22 protein-coding genes and 2 pseudogenes are annotated in these 23,795 nt (G+C 68.0%); 14 read left to right on the top strand and 10 right to left on the bottom strand.

Translation table 11 applies throughout. The features are described from left to right. Positions 1 to 8: 8 nt before the first annotated feature. Genes OR16_RS21495 through nthA form a run of 3 tightly spaced genes read right to left on the bottom strand, consistent with a single transcriptional unit; the run spans position 9 to position 1,748 of the window. Complete coding sequence (locus tag OR16_RS21495; protein WP_100227947.1) at positions 9 to 395, bottom strand: nitrile hydratase accessory protein; 387 nt, start codon at positions 393 to 395, stop codon at positions 9 to 11. Further along, the gene (gene nthB, locus OR16_RS21490) at positions 388 to 1,059 is read right to left on the bottom strand and encodes a nitrile hydratase subunit beta (RefSeq protein WP_006160058.1); all 672 of its coding nucleotides are present in this window, start codon (positions 1,057 to 1,059) and stop codon (positions 388 to 390) included. Before nthB ends, OR16_RS21495 begins: the two co-directional genes overlap by 8 nt. Continuing rightward, positions 1,056 to 1,748 (bottom strand): nitrile hydratase subunit alpha, encoded by a 693-nt coding sequence (gene nthA / locus OR16_RS21485; protein ID WP_006160057.1) that lies wholly within the window; start codon positions 1,746 to 1,748, stop codon positions 1,056 to 1,058. The genes nthB and nthA overlap by 4 nt, the downstream gene beginning before the upstream one ends. Before the next feature lie 337 nt (positions 1,749 to 2,085). Between nthA and OR16_RS21480 the strand changes: the two genes are divergently transcribed. Together OR16_RS21480 and OR16_RS21475 are read left to right on the top strand one after the other, a co-directional pair. Then, positions 2,086 to 2,355 carry a hypothetical protein gene (locus tag OR16_RS21480; protein WP_006160056.1) on the top strand — a complete coding sequence of 90 codons (270 nt, stop codon included), beginning with the start codon at positions 2,086 to 2,088 and terminating at the stop codon, positions 2,353 to 2,355. Positions 2,356 to 2,620: 265 nt separating this feature from the next. Then, a complete protein-coding gene (locus OR16_RS21475) occupies positions 2,621 to 3,091 on the top strand; it encodes an ion channel (protein ID WP_006160055.1) in 471 nt (156 codons plus the stop codon). A 21-nt stretch (positions 3,092 to 3,112) separates the two neighbouring features. Here the strand turns inward: OR16_RS21475 and OR16_RS21470 are convergent. Then, positions 3,113 to 4,167: pseudogene (locus OR16_RS21470) on the bottom strand (phospholipase D-like domain-containing protein). On the opposite strand from OR16_RS21470, the gene OR16_RS46175 reads away from it, so the two are divergent. The 7 genes from OR16_RS46175 to OR16_RS21440 all read left to right on the top strand — a co-directional run bounded on the left by OR16_RS46175 (position 4,079) and on the right by OR16_RS21440 (position 11,797). After that, positions 4,079 to 4,279: a hypothetical protein gene (locus OR16_RS46175; protein ID WP_237717170.1), complete on the top strand. Its 201-nt coding sequence runs from the start codon at positions 4,079 to 4,081 to the stop codon at positions 4,277 to 4,279. The pseudogene OR16_RS21470 and the gene OR16_RS46175 overlap by 89 nt on opposite strands. Before the next feature lie 136 nt (positions 4,280 to 4,415). Continuing rightward, a complete protein-coding gene (locus OR16_RS21465) occupies positions 4,416 to 5,441 on the top strand; it encodes an aldo/keto reductase (RefSeq protein ID WP_043420543.1) in 1,026 nt (341 codons plus the stop codon). 246 nt (positions 5,442 to 5,687) lie between these two features. After that, positions 5,688 to 7,565 (top strand): potassium transporter Kup, encoded by a 1,878-nt coding sequence (locus tag OR16_RS21460; protein ID WP_006160053.1) that lies wholly within the window; start codon positions 5,688 to 5,690, stop codon positions 7,563 to 7,565. A 141-nt stretch (positions 7,566 to 7,706) separates the two neighbouring features. Further along, a complete protein-coding gene (locus OR16_RS21455) occupies positions 7,707 to 8,687 on the top strand; it encodes a 3-oxoacyl-[acyl-carrier-protein] synthase III C-terminal domain-containing protein (protein WP_006160052.1) in 981 nt (326 codons plus the stop codon). Then, the gene (locus tag OR16_RS21450) at positions 8,684 to 9,700 is read left to right on the top strand and encodes an NAD-dependent epimerase/dehydratase family protein (RefSeq protein ID WP_006160051.1); all 1,017 of its coding nucleotides are present in this window, start codon (positions 8,684 to 8,686) and stop codon (positions 9,698 to 9,700) included. Before OR16_RS21455 ends, OR16_RS21450 begins: the two co-directional genes overlap by 4 nt. After that, positions 9,678 to 10,484, top strand: a complete 807-nt coding sequence (locus OR16_RS21445; protein ID WP_006160050.1) for an MBL fold metallo-hydrolase — start codon at positions 9,678 to 9,680, stop codon at positions 10,482 to 10,484. The genes OR16_RS21450 and OR16_RS21445 overlap by 23 nt, the downstream gene beginning before the upstream one ends. Beyond that, positions 10,484 to 11,797: a F390 synthetase-related protein gene (locus OR16_RS21440; protein WP_006160049.1), complete on the top strand. Its 1,314-nt coding sequence runs from the start codon at positions 10,484 to 10,486 to the stop codon at positions 11,795 to 11,797. The genes OR16_RS21445 and OR16_RS21440 overlap by 1 nt, the downstream gene beginning before the upstream one ends. Here the strand turns inward: OR16_RS21440 and OR16_RS43605 are convergent. Continuing rightward, positions 11,775 to 12,191 carry a hypothetical protein gene (locus OR16_RS43605; protein ID WP_141639898.1) on the bottom strand — a complete coding sequence of 139 codons (417 nt, stop codon included), beginning with the start codon at positions 12,189 to 12,191 and terminating at the stop codon, positions 11,775 to 11,777. The two genes, OR16_RS21440 and OR16_RS43605, sit on opposite strands and share 23 nt — an antisense overlap. Positions 12,192 to 12,284: 93 nt before the next feature. Here OR16_RS43605 and OR16_RS21435 point away from each other — a divergent pair, with 93 nt between their 5' ends. Then, the gene (locus tag OR16_RS21435; RefSeq protein ID WP_006160048.1) at positions 12,285 to 13,010 is read left to right on the top strand and encodes a response regulator transcription factor; all 726 of its coding nucleotides are present in this window, start codon (positions 12,285 to 12,287) and stop codon (positions 13,008 to 13,010) included. Here the strand turns inward: OR16_RS21435 and OR16_RS21430 are convergent. Continuing rightward, on the bottom strand, positions 12,928 to 13,746 hold the full coding sequence (locus tag OR16_RS21430; protein WP_050983056.1) for an EAL domain-containing protein: 819 nt from the start codon (positions 13,744 to 13,746) through the stop codon (positions 12,928 to 12,930). The genes OR16_RS21435 and OR16_RS21430 overlap by 83 nt on opposite strands. A gap of 294 nt (positions 13,747 to 14,040) precedes the next feature. Here OR16_RS21430 and OR16_RS21425 point away from each other — a divergent pair, with 294 nt between their 5' ends. The 4 genes from OR16_RS21425 to OR16_RS21410 all read left to right on the top strand — a co-directional run bounded on the left by OR16_RS21425 (position 14,041) and on the right by OR16_RS21410 (position 18,820). Continuing rightward, the gene (locus tag OR16_RS21425; RefSeq protein ID WP_006160046.1) at positions 14,041 to 15,645 is read left to right on the top strand and encodes a methyl-accepting chemotaxis protein; all 1,605 of its coding nucleotides are present in this window, start codon (positions 14,041 to 14,043) and stop codon (positions 15,643 to 15,645) included. A gap of 128 nt (positions 15,646 to 15,773) precedes the next feature. Next, positions 15,774 to 17,330 (top strand): class I adenylate-forming enzyme family protein, encoded by a 1,557-nt coding sequence (locus OR16_RS21420; protein WP_006160045.1) that lies wholly within the window; start codon positions 15,774 to 15,776, stop codon positions 17,328 to 17,330. 38 nt (positions 17,331 to 17,368) lie between these two features. Beyond that, positions 17,369 to 18,175 (top strand): IclR family transcriptional regulator, encoded by an 807-nt coding sequence (locus OR16_RS21415; protein ID WP_006160044.1) that lies wholly within the window; start codon positions 17,369 to 17,371, stop codon positions 18,173 to 18,175. 111 nt (positions 18,176 to 18,286) lie between these two features. Next, on the top strand, positions 18,287 to 18,820 hold the full coding sequence (locus OR16_RS21410) for a nucleoside deaminase (protein WP_006160043.1): 534 nt from the start codon (positions 18,287 to 18,289) through the stop codon (positions 18,818 to 18,820). 368 nt (positions 18,821 to 19,188) lie between these two features. On the opposite strand, the pseudogene OR16_RS47785 reads toward OR16_RS21410, so the two are convergent. The 4 genes and pseudogenes from OR16_RS47785 to OR16_RS21390 form a co-directional block, all read right to left on the bottom strand. After that, positions 19,189 to 19,809: pseudogene (locus OR16_RS47785) on the bottom strand (Ldh family oxidoreductase); the annotation flags it as partial. Between the two features lie 126 nt (positions 19,810 to 19,935). Further along, positions 19,936 to 20,391 (bottom strand): Bug family tripartite tricarboxylate transporter substrate binding protein, encoded by a 456-nt coding sequence (locus OR16_RS21400; RefSeq protein WP_006160042.1) that lies wholly within the window; start codon positions 20,389 to 20,391, stop codon positions 19,936 to 19,938. Between the two features lie 128 nt (positions 20,392 to 20,519). Beyond that, positions 20,520 to 21,944, bottom strand: a complete 1,425-nt coding sequence (locus tag OR16_RS21395; protein WP_006160041.1) for an FAD-binding oxidoreductase — start codon at positions 21,942 to 21,944, stop codon at positions 20,520 to 20,522. A gap of 78 nt (positions 21,945 to 22,022) precedes the next feature. Next, positions 22,023 to 23,735, bottom strand: a complete 1,713-nt coding sequence (locus OR16_RS21390) for a thiamine pyrophosphate-binding protein (RefSeq protein ID WP_050983055.1) — start codon at positions 23,733 to 23,735, stop codon at positions 22,023 to 22,025. Between the last annotated feature and the right edge of the window lie 60 nt (positions 23,736 to 23,795).

Below are 23,795 nucleotides of genomic sequence, written 5' to 3'. Positions count from 1 at the left end.
TTGGCACCTCAGTCAAGCTCGATCGGCTGGCCGTGCGGCGTGCGCCGGGCCGCCGCGTCCCACGCGTTGCGCCGGTCCTGCAGCGCGGCGCCGTCGACCAGGCCCTTGGCGGCGGCGAGCCGCTCCAGCGCGCTCAGCCAGAAACGGTAGTAATGCTCGCCGTTGTCGGGATCCCCGCCCGCCTGGGCTTCGCGGATGACCTGGGACAGACTGGCCGCCCATTCCGCCCAGGTAAAGGCGCCGCGCTCATGCAGGGCGAGCGCCAGCGCAAAGGCCTGTGCTTCCCAGGGCTCACGGAACACCGGGCCGGTGCTGTCGCAAGGCAGCGCCGGCAGCGCGGCCCGCATGGCCTGCAGGCTTGCCGGCGAAGGTAAAGTTGACGCCGCATCAACCATGGGCCAGCTCCGCCGGATCAAGGTAAGACTCCCAGCAATCCGCGCAGACCGAGGCCGCCGTGGTGTCGGCCCCCCACAACTCGGTGGCGGCAAAACGCACGGTGTAGAGCCACTGCGGCTGGTCGCCGGCGCCGGCCGCGCTGGCATCCGGGAACACATGGGCGCCATGCACGGCCACGATCTCGCCTTGGCGGCCACGGCAATAGCGCGGTAGCCGGGTGTGGCCGGCGGGATGCATCTGGCGGGTGCGTACCAGGTCGCCCACGTGGAAACCGGCTTGCCCGGAGGCCGGCCGGGCGCTGGGTGTGCCGCGCGCCAAGGCTGGGCCGACCTGCTCCGCGCTGAGGATGCGCGCGAGGGGCAGTGGCGGCGTGGTGGATGCCCCGCTTGCGATTTCTTCCGCGCTAGCCAGACCGGTCTTGACCAGCATGGCCTTGAGGCCTTCGAACCAGATCTGGTAGTAGCTGCTGCCAAGGTACTGCGCCGGCGGCAGGCTTTCACGGGCCGCGCGCATGGTGTCGATATTCCACTTGCCGACCGCGCCCATGGCGAGCGTCAGCGCGAGCATGCGGCGCTCCCAGCCGGCGTGGAACACGGGCTCATCGGCTTCCGGGCTAACCGGGCCGAAACCGTGCATGCCGCCGAGGTCCTGGCCACCGTTCATTGCGGCTCCCCTGCCGTTGCCGGCACGGTCACATCTGGCAGCAACCCCGTGCCGATCATTGCGTCACGGGTCACCAGTTCCGCCAGCGCTTGCTCGCTCCAGCCTTCGGTCCCGGCCGGGCGCATGGGCAGCACCAGGTAGCGCAGCTCGGCGGTGGAGTCCCACACCTGGATCTGCACCGCCTGCGGCAGCGTAAAACCGAAATCGCGCAGCACGCCGCGCGGGTCGATCACCGCCCGGGCGCGGTAAGGCGCGGACTTGTACCAGACCGGCGGCAGTCCCAGCACTGGCCAGGGATAGCAGGAGCACAGGGTGCACACCACCATGTTGTGGGTCGCAGGCGTGTTCTCCAGCACGATCATGTGCTCGCCCTGGCGCCCGGTGAAGCCGAGCGAGGCGATGGCCGCGGTGGCGTCCGCCAGCAGCCACGCCTTGTAGGCCGGATCGGCCCAGGCCTTGGCCACCACGCGCGCGCCGTTGCGCGGGCCGATGTGCTGCTCGTAGGTCTCGATCAGGAGATCCAGCGCGGCCGGGTCGACATAGCCCTTCTCCACCAGCAGGGATTCCAGCGCGCGCACGCGCAGGTCCATCTCGGATAGCGTGCTGCCGCCGTGATCATGGTCGTGATCATGGTCATGGTCATGGTCATGCGGAGGCCTGGCTGGCGAGTCGGGAGAGTCTTGGCGCATCGGTGTTTAGGGGGAGATCGTTCCGGGATCGCTCTGGCGCGGACACGGCTAAGCGCTCAGTATGGCCGCGCCCGCGGCGCCTGGCAATCCGGCCGGCCCGGCACGCCCCATGGCGCGCTCGCCCGCCGCTCCCGGGAAAAACGATCCCCTCGAAAGAGGGGCAGCACCATGGCGGCGAACTGCGCAGACTTGTATGCAAAGTCTGGCAGGGCCTTGGCCGGCCCGCTGCGTGGCAGCGCAAGATGCGTTTTTTGCTGGGCGTTGTCACCAGCGAGGCAGCATGGCGCCTGCATCGGTCACCCTCCCCCTTTACGACCATTGACGACCATTGACGGCGATGAAGGAAAAACAAGAATCCTGCCCGCTCTGCGGCTCCCAGGCCGCCGCCCGCACCCGTCAAGGCAGCTATGGGCAATGGGTGCTCTATGCCTGCGACAACCCGCAATGCGGGCCCGTCGAGATCAGCACCAAGGCCCGCCGCAGCCTGCGCGAGCCCGCCCGGCAGGCTGAGCTCCGCGCCCTGGCGCGCTCCAGCCGCGAGCATGGCAAGGTGCCGCGCGTCGGCTTTGACGGGCCGCGCGGCGAACTCTACGTCGAGTTCGACTAAGCCTGGCTCCCGCGCAGGCCGGGCGCTGCTGGCGCGTCGGTCCCCCAGCTTGCTGTACAGCTGCAGATACGCCACAGCCGGATCGAGTTCGCCGGCCGCCTTGGCTAAAGCGCGTCCGGGCAGGTGCTGCGTGTGATTCCCCGTTACATTCCAAAGAGTCTGTGACCTGCGCGCCCATGCCCCGGGGAACATCCGGGCGGCAAGCGCGGTCACTATCGCGTGCCGCGTCCAACCGAGGCGATCCCGGCCCGACAAGGAATGCCTAATGAACCTCACCGTCCACGACCTGCTGGCCCTGGCCTGCGCCAGCATCCTCACCGTGACCGTGGTCGCCATCCACTATGAAGCCCTGCGCCTGCTGTCAGGCATGAATCCGCGCCGCTGGAGCGGACGCGTCAACGTTGGCGTGCTGATCGTCTGCATCATCCTGGCCCATTGCCTTGAAGCGATGGTGTTCGCCCTCGGCTATTGGATGGCGGGCCATACGCTGGGCCTGGGCGGCCTCGCCAGCGCCCATCCCATCACGCCGATCGTCTATCTCTACTTCGCGCTTGAGACCTTCACCACGCAAAGCCTGGGCGACATCGCACCGATCGGCGCCACGCGCCTGCTTGCCAGCATCGAGCCGCTGGTGGGCCTGATCCTGATCGGCTGGTCCACGTCCTTTACCTACATCATCATGCGCCGCGACTGGCCAACCGGCACCTCCTGGCAGGCGGCGCAGGCGGATCTATAGGCACGGGGCGCATGGCCGCGGCTAGAGGATCGGCGCAAACAGCTTGGCCACGTGCATCGCCACGCGGCGCAGGGTCGGCGCGCTGGTGTATTCGCTGCGCTCGATCTGGCAGGCCTGCGCGAAGTCCGCCTCCAGCATGCGTGTCACGCTTGCGGCAAAAGCACGGTCGGCGGTCATCACCATCAGCTCGAAGTTGAGCCGGAACGAGCGGTTGTCGAGATTCGCGCTGCCCACCGCCGCGGCCTCGTCGTCGATCAGGATGACCTTCTGGTGCAGGAAGCCCGGCTGGTAGCGATAGATCTTCACCCCCGCGCAGACCGCCTGGTAGGCATACAGCGTGGAGGCGGCGAACACCACGAGATGGTCGGGGCGGGCCGGCAACAGGATGCGTACGTCCACCCCGAGCACGGCGCTGCCGCGGATCTCGATATGCGTGTCGCGCCAGGGCCAGCGGTGGCGTTTGCCCGAGGTACTCGTTGCCGACGTTGTGACCGCCCGTGAACGCGCACTCGCCATCCACCACCACCAGCTTGCGGTGGTTGCGAAAGTTGAGCTGGAAGCGATTGACAAAGCCGCGCCGCGTGGCAAAGGCGCGCGCCTGCACCCCGGCGGCTGCCAGCACCTTGACGTACCGGCCTGGCAACGCATGCGAGCCGATGCTGTCGTAGAGGAAATACACCTTCACGCCCGCGGCAGCGCGTTCGCACAGCAGGCGCTGCAGGCGCTGGCCCAGCGCATCGTCATGAACAATGAAAAACTGCACGATCACCACCTGTTGCGCGCCGGCAATGGCGGCAAAGATGGCTTCGAAGGTGGCCTCGCCATTGATCAGCAGCCGCACCGCATTGTTGGCCAGGCAAGGCGTGCCGGTAAGCCGGGCCGGGGTCCATGCCGTGCGTGACCTCGCGCAGCCGGTCGTTATTGAACCGGCGGGCGTTCACGTAGCCGGCAAAATTGCTGCTGCCCAGGATCAGGTAAGGAACCAGCGTGAAGTACGGCATCATCACCAGCGAGCCGGCCCACGCAATGGCGCCGGGCGCGGTACGCACCGTCATGACCGCGTGCAAGGCCGCAATGACGCCAAGCACATGGAACACCAGCACGATCGCCGCGATGAGGGAGGGGCTGAGCATGAGCGTTAGGTTACGCCTGGCGGCGCGGCATCACAATGCCAGCATTCTGGCATAGCCTGGCCGCGGCGGCGGTCCCAGGCCCGTTCGCCGCGCGTTTTCCGGCACGATTTCGCCACTGGCGTTAAGCTTTCGTGCTTTCGCCCCGGGGATGTATCCAGACGTCCCGGCCCACCACATCAAGGAAGACCGCAATGTCAGAGTTCGAGATGAAATACCGGCGCTTGGGCGCCAGCAACCTCAAGGTATCGGCCCTGTGCCTCGGCACCATGATGTTCGCCGACCAGACCGATGAAACGGAGGCCGGACGCATCGTCGACAGCGCCCGCGCGCATGGTGTCAATTTCATCGACACCGCGGATGTGTATAGCAAAGGCGGCTCCGAGCGCATGGTGGGCAAGCTGCTCGCCGCCGATCGCCACGACTGGATCCTGGCCAGCAAGCTCGGTAATCCGATGCAGGCTGCGCCCAACCACTCGCACTACTCGCGCGTCTGGATCCTGCGCGAAGCCGAGGAAAGCCTGCGCCGCCTGGGCACTGATTATCTCGATATCCTCTACCTGCACCGGGACTACCCCGGCGAAAACCTCGAAGAGGCCGTGCGCGCCATGGGCGACCTGATCCGGGCCGGCAAGGTCCGCTACTGGGCCTTGTCCAACTTCCGCGGCTGGCGCATTGCCGAGGTCGCACGCCTGTGCGACCAGCTCGGCGCGCCGCGCCCGGTGGTTTGCCAGCCGTACTACAACCTGCTCAACCGCATGCCCGAGGTGGAAATCCTGCCGGCCTGCCAGCACTTCGGCCTTGGCGTCGTGCCCTACAGCCCGATTGCGCGCGGCGTGCTCACCGGCAAGTACCTGCCCGGCCAGCAGCCCCCGCAAGACTCACGCGCGGGCCGCGCCGACCGCCGCATGATGGAAACCGAGTTCCGCGAGGAGTCGCTGGTGATTGCCCAGGCACTGAAGGCGCATGCCGATGCACGCGGCCTCAAGCTGGGTCAGTTCGCTACCGCCTGGGTGCTGGCCAACCCGATCGTCAGCTCGGTGATTGCCGGGCCGCGCACGCTGGCACAATTCGAGGATTACTTTGGCGCGGTTGGCGTGGCCATCTCCGCCGCGGAGGAAGCCTTGGTCGACCAGCTGGTGCGCCCCGGACATGCCTCCACGCATGGCTACAACGATCCGAACTATCCGCTGACCGGCCGTCCGGTTTCGGCACCCTGACCGCGTTGCCGGCCAGGGTGGCCGGCCAGCCGGCTACCCGACCCGCATCCGGTGCGCCCGGTATCCTGCGGCGACGGTTGCCGGGCCACCCGCCCCGGCCAACGCCTCACGCTCGGCCTGGTCCGCATCTTCCGGATGGGATTGCAGGTTTTTCCTCAAGATCATCATCAGGCTATGGCTTATCAGCCATGATTTTTGTCCCGAATTCTCGGAACGTTCTTCAATGGGTTGACTGGAGAGATAGTCATGCCGCAAGCCTCCGCGCTGATCGATACGCCCGCTAAAACCCGTCCCGGCCTGGCCGTCATGGGGCTGTCCGCACTGGGCGTGGTATTCGGCGATATCGGCACCAGCCCGCTCTATACCCTGAAGACCGTGCTTGCGCTCTCGGGCGGCAAGCCTTCGGCGCCGGTTATCCTGGGCCTTTTGAGCCTGCTGATCTGGACATTGATCATCGTCACAACGGTGAAGTATGTGTCCTTCGCCATGCGCATCGACAACAACGGCGAGGGCGGCATTCTTGCCTTGATGTCGTTGTTGGGGATCAAGAAGAGAAAGCGCCCCCTGGTGGTGGCTGCCGGCCTGTTCGGGGCAGCGCTGATCTATGGCGACGGCGCCATCACGCCCGCCATTTCCGTGCTCTCAGCGCTGGAGGGATTGAATATTGTCTTTCCCGAGGCCAAATCCTTTATTTTGCCGGCCACGGTGGCGATCCTGGTTGCGCTGTTTGCCATCCAGCCAATGGGAACGTCCCGCATCGGCAGGGCCTTCGGCCCGGTCATGGCGTTATGGTTTCTGTGCATAGCCGTGCTCGGCATCCGCGGCATCCTGCTGCACCCGTCGATCCTGATTGCGCTCAACCCGCTCTACGGCCTGGCGTTCCTGTTCTCCAATGGCTATACCAGCTTCCTCATTTTCCTCTGCGTGACCGGCGCCGAGGCGCTGTATGCCGACATGGGGCATTTCGGGCCGCGCCCGATCCGCCTCGCCTGGTCCGCCATCGTGTTCCCCAGCCTGCTGCTCAACTATGCCGGACAGGCGGCACTGGTGTTGTCCGGGGTCGATTCAACGCACAATATCTTTTACCTCCTCTGCCCGCCGCCGCTGCTGGTGCCCTTGGTCATCCTGGCCGCCGTGGCGACGGTGATCGCCAGCCAGTCCATCATTACCGGCGCCTTCTCCATGACGCGTCAGGCGATCCTGCTGGGATGGCTGCCGCACCTGCAGATCAGGCAGACCTCCGAGCAAGGCTATGGGCAGATTTACGTCGGCACGGTCAACTGGCTGTTGATGCTTGTGACCGTCAGCCTGGCGCTGTTCTTCAAATCGTCGGATCAGTTGGCTTCCGCGTATGGCATCGCCGTTTCCCTCACCATGTTGATGACGTCCGTGCTGCTGTTTATCGCCATGCGCGATATCTGGGGCTGGAATCTGTGGGCCAGCGCGGCCGTGTCCGGCGTCTTCCTGATCATCGACAGCGGGTTCTTCGTGGCCAATCTCGCCAAGATGCTGGATGGCGGGTACATCCCGTTGATGCTGGCCGCGGTTGTCTATGGCGTCATGCTGATCTGGCATCGGGGCACGGCCGCGATTTCGGCGGCCATCAACGAAGACGTCATGCCGATCGAAGCGTTCCTGGGCGAGGTGCAGGCAAAGAACATTCCGCGCGTGCCCGGGGCCGGGGTGTTCCTGACACGAACGCTGGATGGCACGCCACCAGTCATGCTGTGGCATGTCAAGCGCAACCACGCCCTGCAGCAGAAGATCCTGGCCTTGAGCGTCGTGACGCAGACAGTGCCGTGGATCAAGGATGCCGAGCGCTTGACGCTAACGGAACTGATGCCGGACGTCTGGCGCCTGAATGCCCGCTACGGCTTCATGGAGCGGCCCGACATTCCCAAGCTGCTGCTGCAGCCCCAGGTGCTGCCCTGCGCGCTGGACCTGGGCGCCATCACCTACTACATGGGGCTGGAGACGATCGTGCTGCGCGAGAGTGACAGCCGGATGCCGCGATGGCAAGGCAAGCTGTTCGCCTTGATGGTGAAGAACGGCATGCACGTTACCGATCTGTTCCGGCTGCCAAGCGACCAAGTGGTGGAGATTGGCCGCCGCGTTTCCATCTGAGGCGCAAGCGATCAGGCCACCCTGCCGCCCAAATCATTACAATACGCGCTCTCCTTCTTGACCCACCTCACCGCACCGCACCTTAAGGAACAATCTCATCCCGCCGCTTTGCTTACGCCGTCGGGAGACCAAACCATAGACATGCTGCCATTACGAATCCTGGCCACAGGCAAAGCACTACCTGCCCGGCAGGTCACCTCCGCCGAGCTGGACACGCTGCTCGGCAAGGCCGCCGGTTACGTCAGGAAAACCTCCGGCATCGACCACCGCTACCATGCTGGCCCGGGCGACACGCAATCCGCGCTGGCCGCCGCCGCGCTGCGCCAGGCCATGACACGCGGCGGCATCGCCCCGGATTCGATCGGCCTGGTGATTTCCGCCGCCGGCGTGCAGGAGCAAGCCCTGCCCTGCACCGGTGCCCGGCTGCTCGAGGCCGCCGGCATCCCCGCCGGCACACCGGCCTTCGACGTCAATGCCAGTTGCCTGAGCTTCCTGGCCGCCTTGCAGGTGGCGGCCAGCCTGCTGCACAGCGGCACCTATCGCCGCATCGCGGTGGTCGCGTCCGACCTGGCCTCTCGCGGGCTGGACTGGAGCCAGCCGGAGGCCTCTCTCATCTTTGGCGACGGCGCCGCCGCGGCGGTGGTGGAGCGTGGCGACGGCAGCACCGGTATCGAAGCGTACCGCATGGAGACCTATCCCGCGGGCAAGGCCTTCTGCGAGATCCGCGCCGGTGGCACCCGCACTAGCCCGCGCATGGGTGCGCGCGAGTCCGACTTCCTGTTCCATATGGAAGGCAAGCGCGTCTTCAAGATGGCCTCCACAGTGATGGACGCCTTCCTGGCCGGCTTGCTCGGCGCGGGCAAGCTGCGCCTGGACGAGATCGATGTGGTGGTGCCGCACCAGGCCAGCCATCTCGCCATGCAGCACATCGGGCGCCGCCTGGGTGTGCCAGCGGCATCCGTGGTGGATATCTACCGCTCGCACGGCAACCAGGTGGCCGCATCCCTGCCCACCGCCTTGCACGAAGCCATGCTCAGCGGCAGGGCCAGCGCCGGCTCGCGCGCGCTGCTGCTGGGCACCGCCGCCGGCCTCACCCTTGGCGCCATGGTGCTGCGATTGTGATCACGCTGGTGACCGGCGCAACCGGCGGCCTCGGCCGCAATGCCATCGAGTACTTGTTGCAGCATGGCCTGCCCGTGCGCGCCACCGGCCGCAACGCCGCGCAAGGCGAGGCGCTGCGCGCGCTTGGTGCGAACTTCGTGCCGGCTGACCTGGCCACGCTCGACGCCGCGCAGGCGCGCTCACTGCTACAGGGCGTGGACACGGTCTGGCACTGCGCCGCGCTATCGTCGCCGTGGGGCGCGCGCGCCGACTTCCATGCGGCCAACGTGAACGCCACCGAGCGGCTCGCCGACGCGGCGATCGCGGCTGGCGTGGCGCGCTTCGTGCACGTCTCCACGCCGTCGCTTTACTTCGACTATCAGCACCATCTCGACATCACCGAGAGCTACCGGCCGCGGCGCTACGCCAACCACTACGCCCACACCAAGGCGCTGGCCGAAGCGGCGATACGGCAGCGCTCGGGCAGCCAGGCCGCCACCACCTTCGTCATGCTGCGCCCACGCGCCTTGTTCGGCCCGCATGACCGCGTGCTGATGCCGCGCGTGCTGGCGCTGATGGCGCAACGCCGCGGCAAGCTGCCGCTGCCGCGCGCCGGCGAGGTGCTGATGGACCTGACCTTTACCCCCAACGTGGTCCATGCCATGCAGCTCGCCAGCACGAGTGCCCGGGTGACTTCCGGCCACGCCTGCAACATCACCAACCACGAACCGCGCCGGCTGTGCCAGGTGCTCGGGCAACTGCTTGGCGACGAGCTGGGCCAGCCGCCGCAGCTGCGCCGCCTGCCCTATGCGCTGGCCGACGCCGTGGCGCGCGGCATGGAAACCTGGTCGGCCCTGAGCCGGCGCGAGCCCGCCTTCACGCGCTACGCCATGGGCGTGCTGCACTACGATATGACACTCGACAACACGCAGGCCATCGCGGCGCTGGGCTATCGGCCCGCCTATACGATGGATGAAGGAATCCGCCTGACGGCGCAATGGATGCGAGACCATGGCCAGCATCACCACCTTTGAGGCGGGCTTCTGCACGCACCGCGCCTGCATGGCGCTCAAGGGCGCGGGGCTGTCGGTCTGCCGCTTCCCGGCGCGTGCTTACCTGATCGCAGCCGGCGGCAAGCGCTGGCTGTGGGATACCGGTTATGCCACGCACTTCCTCGACCACACGCGCAGCGGGCTGTTCGCGCTGTACCGCATGGTCACGCCGGTGCATTTCGACAGCGGCGAGGCGGCGGCGAGCCAGCTGCGCGCGGCAGGCATTGGCGCGCGCGACCTCGCCGGCGTGATCCTGTCGCATTTCCACGGAGACCATATCGCGGGGCTGCGCGATTTTCCCGGCACACGCTTTTACTGCGCCGGGGCCGGGTGGCAAGCCACGCGGTCGCTCCGTGGCATTGGCGCGCTGCGCCGGGGCTTCGTGCCGGGGCTGATGCCGGCGGATTTCGAGCAGCGCGTGGGCTTTATCGAAGCCTTTGCGCGCCGGCCGCTGCCCATCGCGCTCACGCCGTTCCATGAAGGCTACGCCTTGCCGGACAGCGACGGAGAAGTCTTCCTGGTGGCGTTGCCGGGCCACGCCGCCGGCCACCTGGGCGCCTTCGTGCAAACGCCGGATGGCTGGGTACTGCTGGCGTCCGACGCGGCATGGTCGCCCACCAGCTACCGCGAGCTGATCGGTCCGTCTTCCATCGCCAACCTGATCATGGAAGACCCCCGCACCTACCATGCCACGCTCAGGCAACTGCACGCCTTGCATCGCAATGGCCAGGTGAAGATTCGCCTGACCCACGAGGGAGCGCTCTGATGCAACTGCCACGCATGCTCGGCGCCTACTGGCGCGCGCGCAGGCTGCGCTTTGCCAGCCGCGCCGAACTGGAGGCGCACCAGGCCCGCCAGATGGCCCGCTTCCGCCAACGCGTGCTGGCGCGCAGCCCGTACTTCGCCCCGTTGCTGGCACAGCCGACGCAAGACTGGCCGCGCATGGACAAGGCGGTGATGATGGCCAATTTCGACCGTATCAACACGGCCGGGCTGCGCCTTGACGATGTCCTTGCCTGTGCCCGGCAGGCCGAGGCTTCGCGGGATTTCAGCCCGACGTTGCAGGGCTTTAGCGTGGGGCTGTCCTCGGGCACCTCGGGCGGGCGCGGCGCATTTGTGGTGAGCCGCCGGGAGCAGGCGCAATGGGCCGGCACGCTGCTGGCCAGATTGGTGCCGCGCGGGCTGCTCGCGGGGGAGCGCGTGGCGCTGTTCCTGCGCGCCAACAGCAACCTCTACACGGCAGTGCGCAACCCTTGGCTCTCGTTCGCGTTCTTTGATCTGTTCACGCCGTTCGAGGCGCATCTGGCGCGGCTGGAGCGCTACGCGCCCACCATCGTCGTGGCGCCCGCGCAGGTGCTGCGCAGCCTCGCGCTGGCCCGGCAGGCGGGCCGCACGGCGCTGCGCCCGGCGCGGGTCGTCTCGGTCGCCGAAGTGCTGGACGCGCAGGACCGCGCCTTGCTGGCGAACGTATTCGGCGAGCCTGGCGAGGTCTACCAGGCCACCGAGGGATTTCTCGGCGTCACGTGCGCGCACGGCACGCTGCACCTGAATGAGGAGTTCGTCCACATCGAGCCGGAATGGCTGGACCAGGACCACGAGCGCTTCGTGCCCATCGTGACTGACTTCACCCGCACCACCCAGCCCGTCGTGCGCTACCGGCTGGACGACGTGCTGGTGCGGCGCACGGATGCATGCCCGTGCGGGAGCCCGGCGTTGGCGCTGGCCCGCATCGAAGGCCGCTGCGACGACATGCTGGTGCTGCCGGGACGGCGCGGCGAGCCAGTCCATGTCTTTGCCGACGTCCTATCGCGCGCCTTCGCGCAGGCCCTGCCGCTCGCCGCCGACTACCGGCTGCGCCAGACCGGCGGCCGCACGCTCAGCCTGTATGCCGAAGGCGGCAGCGCGGTGCGCATGGCCTGCCGCGCCCGGCTGGAAACGGTGCTGGACGGGCTTGGCGTGGCCGTGGCGGACCTCGAATGGCAGAGCGATGCCGCGCCGCCCGCGGATTTCACCACCAAGCGCCGCCGCATCGTGCGGCTGCGCGAAGCCACGCAATTTACCTGTCGTTCTTCGCCTTGATACCCGTCAGTTTTGCCCTCGCCCCTCGCCCCTCGCGGCCGGTTGCCTTGGTTGCGCCGCGATTGCTGCTGCGCAGGCGATTGCTGCTGCGCAGGCCGCCGCGCTGAATCTGCCACTGTCTGCCATTGCTGGCGAGGCATCGCCAGCGATTCTGTTCAAAATTTAGGCAGACCGATACATAACCGCCACCATTGGCCAAGCGCGGCGCGTCAAGCCCGGTTATCCACACAAGCTGTGGATAACACGATCCGGCAATCGTGGACAAATTGTGTATACGCACCGCAACAATCGACTGTGGCCCGGTGCGATATCTCTCGCCGCGTTGATTGCCCCCTCGCTTGTTTTGGGAATCCTCGGCCCGCCCTTGCAGATTGCTCCGACTGATATCCCTCACGCCGCGGACTATCCTGTCCTAGTCGCCTTGCGGGCTGGCAGGCCGATGCCACGCTGGCCTCCGAACCGCACTAATGCCAGTTGGACAATTCCTATGAAGATTGCACTGCTAGCGGATATGTCGCTCCAGGCCAAGACCATTGCAGACGCCCTCTCGCGTGCCGGCGTGCATTGCCACACCTACCACGCAAGCGGGGAGCTCTTCCGTGGCATTGACCAGGCCGGCTACGACGTCCTGCTGATCGACCACGAGCTTGCCGACATGCCCGCCGTGGAAGCCGTGCGCGCGGTGCGCGGCGCCTGGCGCAGCGAGGTGCCGGTCATGGTGGTTTCCGACCGGCGCGACGAAGATTCGGTCGTCAATACCCTGCAGGCGGGCGCCGACGACTACATGACCCGCCCGCTGCGCGCGCGCGAACTGATAGCCCGGCTGCACGCGCTGCAGCGCCGCACCGCCACGCGCTGGCAAGCGTTGAACCCCGACATCACAGTCGGGCCTTACTCACTGGATTGCCTGTCGCGCGAGGTTGTGTTCCAGGGGCGCCGGCTCGCGCTGACCCCCAGGGAGTTCGATCTGGCATCGTTGCTGTTTGCCAGCGTCGGGCGCGTCTTGTCCCACGCCCATATCGAACGCACGATCTGGGGCTATTCGCTGCCACCGCTGTCCCGCGCGCTGGCGAGCCTGGTCTCGCGCCTGCGCAGGGCGCTGGAGTTGCATCCCCGCAATGGCCTGGTGATCACGGTTGTGTATGGCCAGGGCTATCGCCTGGATGAGACCGCCGCGCGGCTGCCTCGGCCAAGCTCGCCCAGCACTGGCTGAGCGCTGGACGCGGCGCCGGCCGCCCGAGATAGTATCCCTGCCCGAAGGCCACGCCGAGATCGTGCAACATCGCCAGTTCATCGGCATCCTCGATACCTTCGGCGATCACCGCACCGCCCAGCGCCTTGACCAGCGCCAGCACCGTGCGCACGACCTCGAGCCGGCGCGAGCAGGTGCCGATGCCGCGCACCAGCGACTTGTCCAGCTTGGTGTAGTGCGGCGCGAGGTGGACCAGCCGGTCGAGATTGGCATGGCCGGTACCGAAATCGTCCAGCGCATACTGCATGCCCAGTTCGTGCAACACGGCCATGGCCTGCCCGAAGCGCTCCGCGTCCTCGATAGGTGTCTGCTCGGTGACTTCGATGACCACGCGATCCGGCGCGATGCTGTTCGCCACCAGGGCACGCATGGCGCTTCCCCCGTCGGCCAGCAGGTAGCGCAGCGCCATGGCGCTGAAGTTGAGGAACAGCTTGCCGTGCAAGCCGTTGGCCAGGCACGTGGACAGCCCGGTGCGCGCCGCCTGCAGCTCCAGCTCGATGGTCTCGGCCTCGTTGCGGGCCAGGCGGAACAAGGCGTCCGGCATGGCAAGCGGCGAGCTGGCAGGCCCCCGGACCAGCGCCTCGTAGCCCAGCACCTCGCCGGTGCCAAACACCACAATCGGCTGGAAGACGGCGTGGAGCGGCGGCAAGCGTAGCCGCGGCACGGGTGCGCCAGCCAGGGGGGAGGCAATCTGCATGGGCGGAGTAAACGTGACGTGACGTAGGAAGGCGCGGCGCCAGGCGCGAGAAGCTGGTGAGCCAATGTGACTCGCCCTCTATTTCATGTCAAGGATGTGTCACGACGATGACAAAGCCGATTACCCCTGCGCAATGCCGGGATGTCATCCATGCGTCACAGGTTGCAGCCAGTATGCCAACCATTACATCACCATGCCGTCATCCGATGCGACGCCAGTGCTACAAACCGGCGCGCCCGATGGCGGTACCCCAGGGTCAGCATGTGGACCGCGTGGTCCATCGGAGTCTCAACCGTGTTGCAAGCCATCCACCTTCGCCTCCCACGCCGCGCCGGCCGGCGCATGCCCGCCTGGCTGGGCCGGCTTCCGCTCAGTGCGCGCATGTGCGCGGCATTTGCGCTGGTCTATGTGTTCGGCGCCGTGGTGGGGCTGACAGGCATCTACAGCCTGGTATCGGTCAAGCAGATGACCGATACGCTCTATCAACGCGACATGCAGGGCGCCATCGCCGCGGAGCGCGCGCAATCGGCACTGGCGCAGTTGGGCCGCGCCCAACTGGCGCTGACCATGGCCACCAGCGGCACCGAGCGCGACAGCGCAACGGCGGACATCGATGGCGCCCTCGCGCGCCTCGACCAGGCCCTTGCCACCGTGCGCACGGCCGTGCCCGCACAGGCAAAGGCGCTGCAGGCCGAACGCGACAGCGCCGCGGCGATGCTGCGCGACTATGTCACGCTGCTGCGCAAGCAGCCTCTGGACGCGTTGCAATTCGACAGCTCCGTTTCGGTCGACGGCCATTTTCTTGGCGAGCAATTGCAGAAGCTGGCCGACCAGGTCGAGGTCGCGCGCAAGCAGCAGGAACAGCAGGCCGCCGATACGGTCGCCACGGTGACGACAAGCCAGTTGCGCGCCCAGGCCGTGATGGTCGGCATGCTGGTGGCGAGCCTTGCGGCAGCGGCGGCGCTGGCGTGGTTCGCCTCGCGCCTGCTGCTCTCGGAGTTGGGCGGGGAGCCGGCGGATGCGGCCAAGGTGGCAAGCCGCATCGCCTCGGGTGACCTGCAGCAAGCAGTGCGCGTGCACCCCGGCGACGATCACAGCCTGATGAGCCTGCTGGCGCGCATGCGCGACCAGCTCGCCGGTGTGCTGGAAGGCATCCAGCTCTCCGCCGCCGAGATCGCCGCGGCCAGCGACGGCATCGCCAGCGGCAACCAGGACCTGTCGCGCCGCACGGCGCTGCAGGCGACCGCTTTGGCGGCCGCCGCCGACAGCGTCGCCAGCCTCACCGCGCTGGTCGGGCAAGCGCATGCCCAGGCCACCGAATCCAGCGAGATGGCACGCCAGGCGCGCGAAGCCACCGACGCAGGCATGGCCGTGGTGAACGAGATGAGCGGCGCCATGGACACCGTGAACCAGCACTCGCGCAATATTGCGGAAATGGTCGAGGTGATCGAGAGCATTGCCTTCCAGACCAATATCCTGGCGCTCAACGCTGCCGTGGAAGCGGCCCGCGCGGGCGAGGCCGGGCGCGGCTTCGCCGTGGTGGCGCAGGAGGTGCGCGGGCTGGCACAGCGCAGCGCCAACTCCGCCCGCGAGATTCGCACCACCATCGGCCAGGCCAGCGCGGAGATCGCCCGCGGGGCGCGCCTGAGCGGGCAAGTGGTCAGCGCCATGCGCGGCATCGAACAAGCGGTGGGCCAAAGCCACCAACTGGCCGAGCGGCTGTGCGGCGTGGCCGATGAGCAGGCGCGCGGCATCCGCTCGGTGGGCGAAGCGGTGGCCCAGCTCGACCAGACCAGCCGGCAGAACGCCGAGCTGGTCGATGCCGTCACGGCACAGGCGGCCAGCCTCGATCAGCAAGCGGCAGGCCTGTCTGCGGGGGTCGCGCGGTTCCGCTTCTGAGGGAACCAATGTTCTGCATTGCAGAACATTGGTTCCACGGTGCAGTTGACGCGTAAGGCGATCGGTGGGACTATTGCCCCATCGAAAAATCCGGCGGCCCACGCCGGACGCCTTATCTGGAGACCGTGATGAGTAGCACCCCCACGCCCGCGGCGGCTGCCGCCCCCGCCACTTGGCCCGCCACGTCTTTTTCCCGTCTGCACCAGACCATCGGCCCCTGGGTCCAAAGCCACCCCGAGCGCGTGGCCCTGATGGATGCCGAGCGGTCCCTGCGCTACGGCGAGCTGGACGGCGCCATTGCGCAGACCGCCCGCGCGCTGGCTGGCGCAGGCGTGCGCGGTGGCGATCGCGTGGTGCTGGTGACCGAGAACAGCGTGGGCTGTGCCGTGCTGATCCTGGCGCTGAGCGCGCTGGATGCGTGGGCCGTGCCGGTCAACGCCCGCCTGTCCGCCCGCGAGATCGACAACATCATCGAGCACTCGGGCGCGCGCATCGCGTTGTACCTTGACAACGCCCATCCCGAAGCGCGCGAGCATGGCCTGGCGCGCGCCGCGCAACCGGCCGAGTGGCCGCATGTGGGCAAGCTGCTGCTGGGCACGCTCAATGAAGCCGCGGTGGCCGAGCCGGTCGACGCAGCGGCGCGCGACCAGGTTGCCGCGCTGATCTACACCACCGGCACCACCGGCGCCGCCAAGGCCGTGATGCTGACGCACGCCAACCTGATGTTCATCGGCCGCTCCAACCGCCTGCAGGCGCGCGTGCAGCCGGGCGACCGCGTCTATGGCGTGCTGCCGATCTCGCACGTCTACGGCCTGTCCGTGCTGCTGGTGGGCCCGCTCTCGAACGGCGCCACGGTGTTCTACGAACCGCGTTTCCGCCCTGAGAAGCTGGCGCACGCGCTGGTCGCGGAGCAACTTACCGTGCTGCACGGCGTGCCCGCCATGTACGCCAAGCTGATCGAGTGGAGCCGTGCGCAGGCCACGCCCCTGCGGGCTCCCGCGCTGCGCATGGCGCAATCGGGCGGCGCACCGCTCACTGCCTCGCTCAAGGCCGCCTTCGAAGCCAGCTTCGGGATCATCCTGCATAACGGCTATGGCATGACCGAAACCTCGCCCACGGTCTGCCAGACCCGGGTGGAGTCGCCGCGCACGGATTGCTCGGTGGGCCCGGTGGTGCCTGACGTGGAGATCCGCCTGGGCGAGCCCCTGCCCGATGGCAGCGGCGAGCTGCTGGTGCGTGGCCCCAACGTGATGAAGGGCTACTACCGCCGAGCCGACCTGACCGCGCAGGTGATCGATGGCGACGGCTGGCTGCACACCGGCGACCTGGCCCGCATCGACGCCGACGGCGCGGTTTCCATCGTGGGGCGCTCAAAGGAAATCATCATCCACTCTGGCTTCAACGTGTATCCGGAGGAAGTCGAGCAATCGATCAACGCCTACCCGGCGGTGCTGCAGTCGGCGGTGGTGGGCCGCGCGGTGGAAGGCAACGAGGAAGTCATCGCCTTTGTGGAAGTGCGCGAGGGCATGACGCTGGACCAGGCCGCGTTGCGCGCGTTCCTGCGAGAGCAGTTGTCGCCCTACAAGATCCCGGCCGAGGTCAGGATCGTGGCCCACCTGCCGGCCGCACCGTCCGGCAAGATCCTCAAGGCCAAATTGCGTGAGCTGCTGGCCAGCGCAGGCTGAGGCCGCCGGTAAGTCCCCCCAAGCCGCCGAGGCCACCCATGTCCGACCCGCAGACCGAAGACAACCCGCAGCATAAGGAAGACCGGCATTTCGTGACTGCATTGGCGCGGGGCCTCGACGTGCTGGCGAGTTTCCGCAGCTTCGAGACACGGCTGGGCAACGCGGAGCTGGCGCAGCGCTGCGGCTTGCCCAAGTCCACGGTATCGCGCCTCACGCATACGCTGACGGAGCTGGGCTACCTGCGGCTGGACCCGGAGCAGGCCAAGTACCAGCTGGGGAGCTCGGCGCTGGCCCTCGCGCCGGCGGCGCAGCGTGGCGTGGATGTGCTGGCGGTGGTGCGGCCGTTCATGCAGGAGCTGGCCGACCTGTCCCAGGGCGTGACATCGCTGATCGTGCGCGACCGGGCGCAGATGCTGATCTTTGAGAACTGCCAGTCGGAGTCTTACCTGACGTTGCGGGTGGCGGTTGGCACACGCATTTCCGGGCTCACCTCGGCCGCGGGGCGTGCCTACCTGGAAGCGTTGCCGGCCGTGGAGCAACGGCAAGCACTGGCGGCCTTCCGGCAGCAGGAAGGGACGGACGCTGCCAGTGCGCAGGCCATTGTGGAACGCAGCCGCGCGGAAGTCGAGCGCCAGGGCTGCACCACATCGTTTGGCGAATGGTTGCCGGACATCAACTCGATCGCCGCCGCGTTCCGGCCCGGCCCCGCGCTGCCGCCGATGACATTGTCGTGCAGTGGACCCACCGCCATCGTGCCGGCCGCGCTACTGCTTGAGACGGTGCGCCCGCAACTGGTCGAGAGCATTCGCGGCATCGAAGCGGCGCTGCGCGCGCAGGATCGCTAGGCACCAGCGCACCAGCGCACCAGCGGCCAGATGGTGGCGCCGTGGCCAGGGCCTGCGGCTGGCATGTCATGATTCGCTCCACGCACGCCACGAACCCACCGGGACCGGACCATGACCACATTGATCGCCGCCGACGCCACTGCTACGGACACCGCCGCGACGGCGCTGAGCCAACAGGACCTGCGCCTGCTGCGCGAGGCCATTCGCCTATCGGCGGAGTCCCGCGCGCGCGGGCGGCATCCCTTTGCCGCGCTGGTCGCGGACGCCGATGGCAACGTCATCGCCAGCGCCGGCAACAACTCGATGCCGCCCGAGGGCGACCCCACCCAGCACGCCGAACTGGCCGCCGCGGCCGATGCTGCCCGCAAGCTGTCGCCGCAGGCGCTCGCACGCGCCACGCTCTACACCAGCGCGGAGCCCTGCTGCATGTGCGCCGGCGCCATCTACTGGTGCAACATCGGCCGGGTGGTGTATGCGCTGTCCGAGCACCGCTTGCTGACGCTGACCGGCGCGCATCCCGAGAACCCCACCTTTTCGCTGCCCTGCCGGGAGGTGTTCGCGCGCGGGCAGCACAGCGTTGCCGTGCTGGGCCCCGCGCTGGAGGACGAGGCGGCGCAGGCGCACGTGGGCTTCTGGCAAGACTGATCGCGCCTCGGCGCCAGGCCTGGCCTCAAGCCAGCGGCGCTGGCGCGGCCATGCCGAATTTGTCCAGCCAGGGCTGGAGCTGCGGCAGGATGGCGGGGTTCAGGGCCACGCCATCGCGCAGCTGGCGCGCCTTGCGTTCCAGCGCGCCCTGCCCTGGCAGGCGCACGCGATCCACGCCCGGCCGAGGCGGATTGTCCGTGCAGGCCCGCGCGATCCAGCCCATTTGCCCGGCAAAGGCTTCTTCGCCGGCAAAGGCAGATGGATCCAGTATCTGCAGGAACACGGTATTGCCCCAGCGCTTGCCGGCCGGCGGTCAGCGCCTCCACCATCAGCGATAGCGCATAGCCCTTGTGGCCGGCATCGAGCCCGCCCAGCGGCAGGATCGAGCCCGCGTGCGGCGGGAACATGACGGCAGGGTCGTCGCTGGCGTTGCCGTTCTCGTCGATCAGCCACTGATGCGGCAGGCGCTTGCCTTCCTTGTACAGCCGCGTGGTCAGCCCAACCGTGGTGATGGAGGTCGAGACATCGATCAGCACCGGCCCCTGTGGCGTGGGAAAGCCCGCCGCCATCGGGCTGGGCGAAAACACCGGGCGGGTGCCGCCGAACGGTGCCACGGTACTGGCCGCTGGCGCCGACGAGTACAGCAGCATGACAAAACCCGCCCGCGTGGCCCGCTCCAGGTAGGCCGCCAGGCACGCGATATGGTGCGCGCGCCGGATGGTGACCGTGCCGGTGCCGTAGTCGCGCGCCCGCGCCATCGCGCTTTCCATGGCGCGCAGCGTCAGCCACGGCCCCGGCAGGCGCTTGCCGTCCCAGGTGGCCACGGCAGCGCGGTTGGCCAGCACCTCGTAGTCTTCCTTGACTGCCATGCTGCCGCTCTCGATTTCGGCCAGGTAGATGGGCAGCAGTTGCAGGCCGTGCGTATCGTGACCCATCAGGTCGCCTTCGACCAGGATGTCCGCCACGTCGGCGGCCCGGTCGGCGGGCATGCCCACTCGCTCGAACATGGCCTGCGCCATGGTGCGCAGCGCGGCGGCGCCGTGGCGCACGGTGGCTGGGGGTTGGCTTTGCATAGGGGCTCCGTCAGATCCGGCGCGCATGGCGCGCCCAGGGTTTTACTCGTTGACCGAAACGCCGGCAGCTTTGACGACCTTTTCCCAGCGCACCTTCTCGGCCAGCGCAAAGCTCTGAAACTCGGCGGCGGGCTTGGGGCCGTGCTCTGCGCCGGCGTTGACCAGCTGCTCGCGGAACTCGGGCCTGCGCATGGCCGCCATCACCGCGTCGCTCACCTTCGCCACGATCTCGCGCGGCGTGCCGGCGGGCGCGAACAGGCCGAACCAGGAGCCGGTCACAAAGCCCGGCAGGCCCGCCTCTTCCATCGTCGGCACATTGGGCAGCGCGCTCATGCGCTGGGTGCCGGTCACCGCGAGCGCCGTGAGCTTGCCGGACTTGACGAAGGGCAGCGAGGTCGGCGCGTTATCGAACATGATCTGCACCTGGCCGCCCATCAGGTCCGTCACCGCCAGCGCGCTGCCCTTGTAAGGCACATGCACCATCTGGGTGCCGGTCATGACCGCGCCGGCAACGCCACGTATGCGGCGATGGCGGCCAGGACCGCGGGCAGCGTGCGGCGCGACGGCTGATAGCCTTGGTGCATGGTGTCTCCTCTGTGGTTCTTGTCGTGGTGCGCGCGGTGTACTCAGCGCGATGCGCCCGGCAGCAGCCGGCCCGGGTTCATCAGCCCGCGCGGGTCCAGCGCCTGCTTGATCTTTTGCATTAGCGCCATTTCCACGGCGGATTTGTAGTGCGCGTTTTTTTCGACCTTGAGCTGGCCGATGCCATGTTCGGCCGAGATCGAGCCGCGCACGCGGTGCACGGCCTCGTACACCAGCGCGCCGATGGCCGCGCCGTTGGCCCGCACAAAGTCCGGTTGCGCAACGCCGTATGGCGCGCTGACGTTGTAGTGCAGGTTGCCGTCACCCAAGTGGCCAAATGCAATCACCCGTGCGCCCGGGTTGGCGGCCACGATGGCGGCGCCGGTGTGCGCGATGAACTCGGCAATCGCGGAGATCGGCACCGAGATGTCGTGCTTGAGGTTGTCGCCCTCCAGCGACTGGGCATCCGGCAGGTGATGGCGGATCCGCCACAGGCCGTCGGACTGCGCCAGCGATGCGGCAATGGCGGCGTCGGCCACGATGCCGGCCTCGAAGGCCTCTTCCATCAGCTCCCCGAAGGCCTGCGTGGCGCGCGCCTCGCCATGCGGATCGCTGCTCTCCAGCAGCACATACCACGGATGCGCCTGTTCGAAGGGCGTGCGGCAATCCGGGAAATGGCGCGCCACCAGCGCCACGCACACGTCGCTCATCAGCTCGAACGCCGTCAGCGTGGCGGCCAGCCGGCGCTGGGCCAGTTCCAGCAGGCGCAACGCCGCCTGCGGATCGCTCACGGCCGCCAGCGCTGTCATGCGCGCTGCCGGGCGCGGGAACAACTTGAGGGTGGCGGCGGTGATCACGCCCAGCGTGCCCTCCGCACCGATGAAGAGCTGCTTGAGGTCGTAGCCGGTGTTGTCCTTGCGCAGGCCGCGCAGGCCGTCCCATAACTCGCCGTCGGGCGTCACCACTTCCAGCCCCAGGCACAGCTCGCGCGTATTGCCGTAGCGCAGCACCTGCACGCCGCCCGCGTTGCTGGCGAGATTGCCGCCGATGGTGCAACTGCCCTCAGCGCCGAGCGACAGCGGGTACAGGCGCCCGGCATCCTGCGCCGCCTGCTGGACGGCGGCCAGGATGCAGCCCGCCTCGGCGGTCAACGTATTGTTGAGCGGATCGATCTCGCGGATGCGGTTCAGCCGCGCCGTGGAAAGCACCAGCGCGCGGCCGCCGTCGTCGGGGATGGCGCCGCCGACCATGCCGGTATTGCCACCCTGCGGCACCAGCGGCACCTGGTGCGCTGCGCACCAGCGCACGATGGCCGCCACGTCGGCAGTGCTATCGGGCTGCGCCACCGCCAGGGCGCGGCCGGTGCGGCTGCGGCGCCAGTCGGTGAGAAACGGCGCCGTGTCCTCGGCGGTGGTCAGCAAGCGGCCGGCAAACTGGCTGCGCAAGCCGGCCAGCGTGGCATCGGTCATGTGGTGTCTCCTGTCTTGTATTTTTGTTTTTTGTTTTTTGTTTTTCGTTTTTCGTTTTTTGTTTTTTTGCTTTTTCCTTTAGTCCGCGATCCGCATCGCCGGGGTGATCTGGCGCGGGTCCGTGACCAGTTCCAGCACGGCGGGCTTGCCCGCGGCCTGGGCACGCGCAAAGGCCGCGGCGAAGTCTTCCGTGCGCGTCACGCGCTCGGCCCAGGCTCCGCACGATTGCGCCATCGCCACGAAATCCGGGCTCGGGATATCCGTGCCGCTGACGCGTCCGGGATAGCGCTTTTCCTGATGCATGCGGATGGTGCCGTACATGCCGTTGTTGACCACCACCACGATCAGGTTGGCGCCGTACTGCGCGGCCGTGGCCACTTCTTGCGGGTACATCAGGAAGCAGCCGTCGCCGGCAAAGCACACCACCGTGCGCTGCGGGTCGCGCAGCTTGGCGGCGACCGCCGCGGGCAGGCCGTAGCCCATGGCGCCGCAGGTGGGGGCCAGCTCGGTGCGCGGCTGCCGATAGGCATAGTAGCGATGCAGCCAGACCGTGTAGTTGCCAGCGCCATTGGTCAGCACCGCATCGTCGGGCAGGACGCGGTCCAGGTGCGCGATCACGGCACCCATGTCCACGCCGGTGAGCTGCGGGTGCGGCTTGGCCGGGGCCACGAAGGCGCCATGCGCGGCGCGCGCGGCGCTGGTCCAATTGCCCCAGCGCGCCGCCGCCGGCGGCGTGAGCGCGGCCAGCATGGCAGCGCCGGGTTCGATGCCCGCGTGGATGGCCAGCTCGGGCTGGTAGACGCGGCCCAGCTCGGCGCTGTCGGCATGCAGGTGGAACAGGCGCTGGCGCGGCTGCGGGGCCTCCAGCAAGGTATAGCCGTCGGTCACGATATCGCCCAGCCGCGTGCCGAAGGCCAGGATCACGTCGGCCGTGCGCACGCGCTCGGCCAGCGCCGGGTTCACGCCCAGGCTGAGGTGCCCGACGTAGTGCGGGTCACGGTTGTCGAACACGTCCTGGCGGCGGAAGGCGCAGGCCACCGGCAGGTTCCAGCGCTGCACGAAGGCCGCAAAATCGGCCGCGGCGCGCGCGCTCCAGTTGGCGCCGCCGGCAATCACCAGCGGGCGCTCGGCCCCGGCCAGCGCGGTCGCGAGTGCATCGGCATCAGCCGCGCCCGGTGCCGCCGCCACCGGGCGATAGCGGCCGGTATCGGCCACCTCGCACAGGCCGTCCAGCACGTCTTCCGGCAGGGAAATCACCACCGGGCCCGGCCGGCCCGACGTCGCGCACTGGAACGCGCGCGCCACCAGCTCGGGGATACGAGCCGGATCCTCGATCTCCACCACCCACTTGGCGATGGAGCCGAACATGGCGCCGTAGTCAACCTCCTGGAAGGCCTCCCTGCCCTTGTGGCCGCGGGCGATCTGCCCAACGAAGAGCAGCATCGGCGTGGAATCCTGCGCCGCGATATGCACGCCGATGCTGGCGTGGGTAGCACCCGGCCCGCGCGTGACAAAGCAGATGCCCGGCCGGCCGGTGAGCTTGCCATCGGCCTCAGCCATATTGGCCGCCGCGCCTTCGTGCTTGCAGACGATCAGGTCGATGGCGGGTTGATCGTGCAGTGCGTCAAGGACATCCAGGAAGCTCTCACCGGGCACGCAGAAGATGCGCTCGGCGCCATGGATGCGCAGCGCATCCACCAGGACCCGGCCGCCGGAGCGGGCCGCCGGCTTGGCGGTGGTTGAAGAAGAGGAGGAGGAAGACACGGTAGCTGCAACGGATTGGCTGGTCATGGCAGGGAAGCAATGGTGCGGTGCGATCAGGCCGGGGCCGGCTCACGGGGATCCGGAAGG

Origin of the sequence: Cupriavidus basilensis OR16 (assembly GCF_000243095.1) — a bacterium.
GTDB lineage: Bacteria > Pseudomonadota > Gammaproteobacteria > Burkholderiales > Burkholderiaceae > Cupriavidus > Cupriavidus basilensis_D.
Note: the sequence above shows the minus strand (reverse complement) of the source record. Positions and strands in the feature narration are given on the sequence as shown.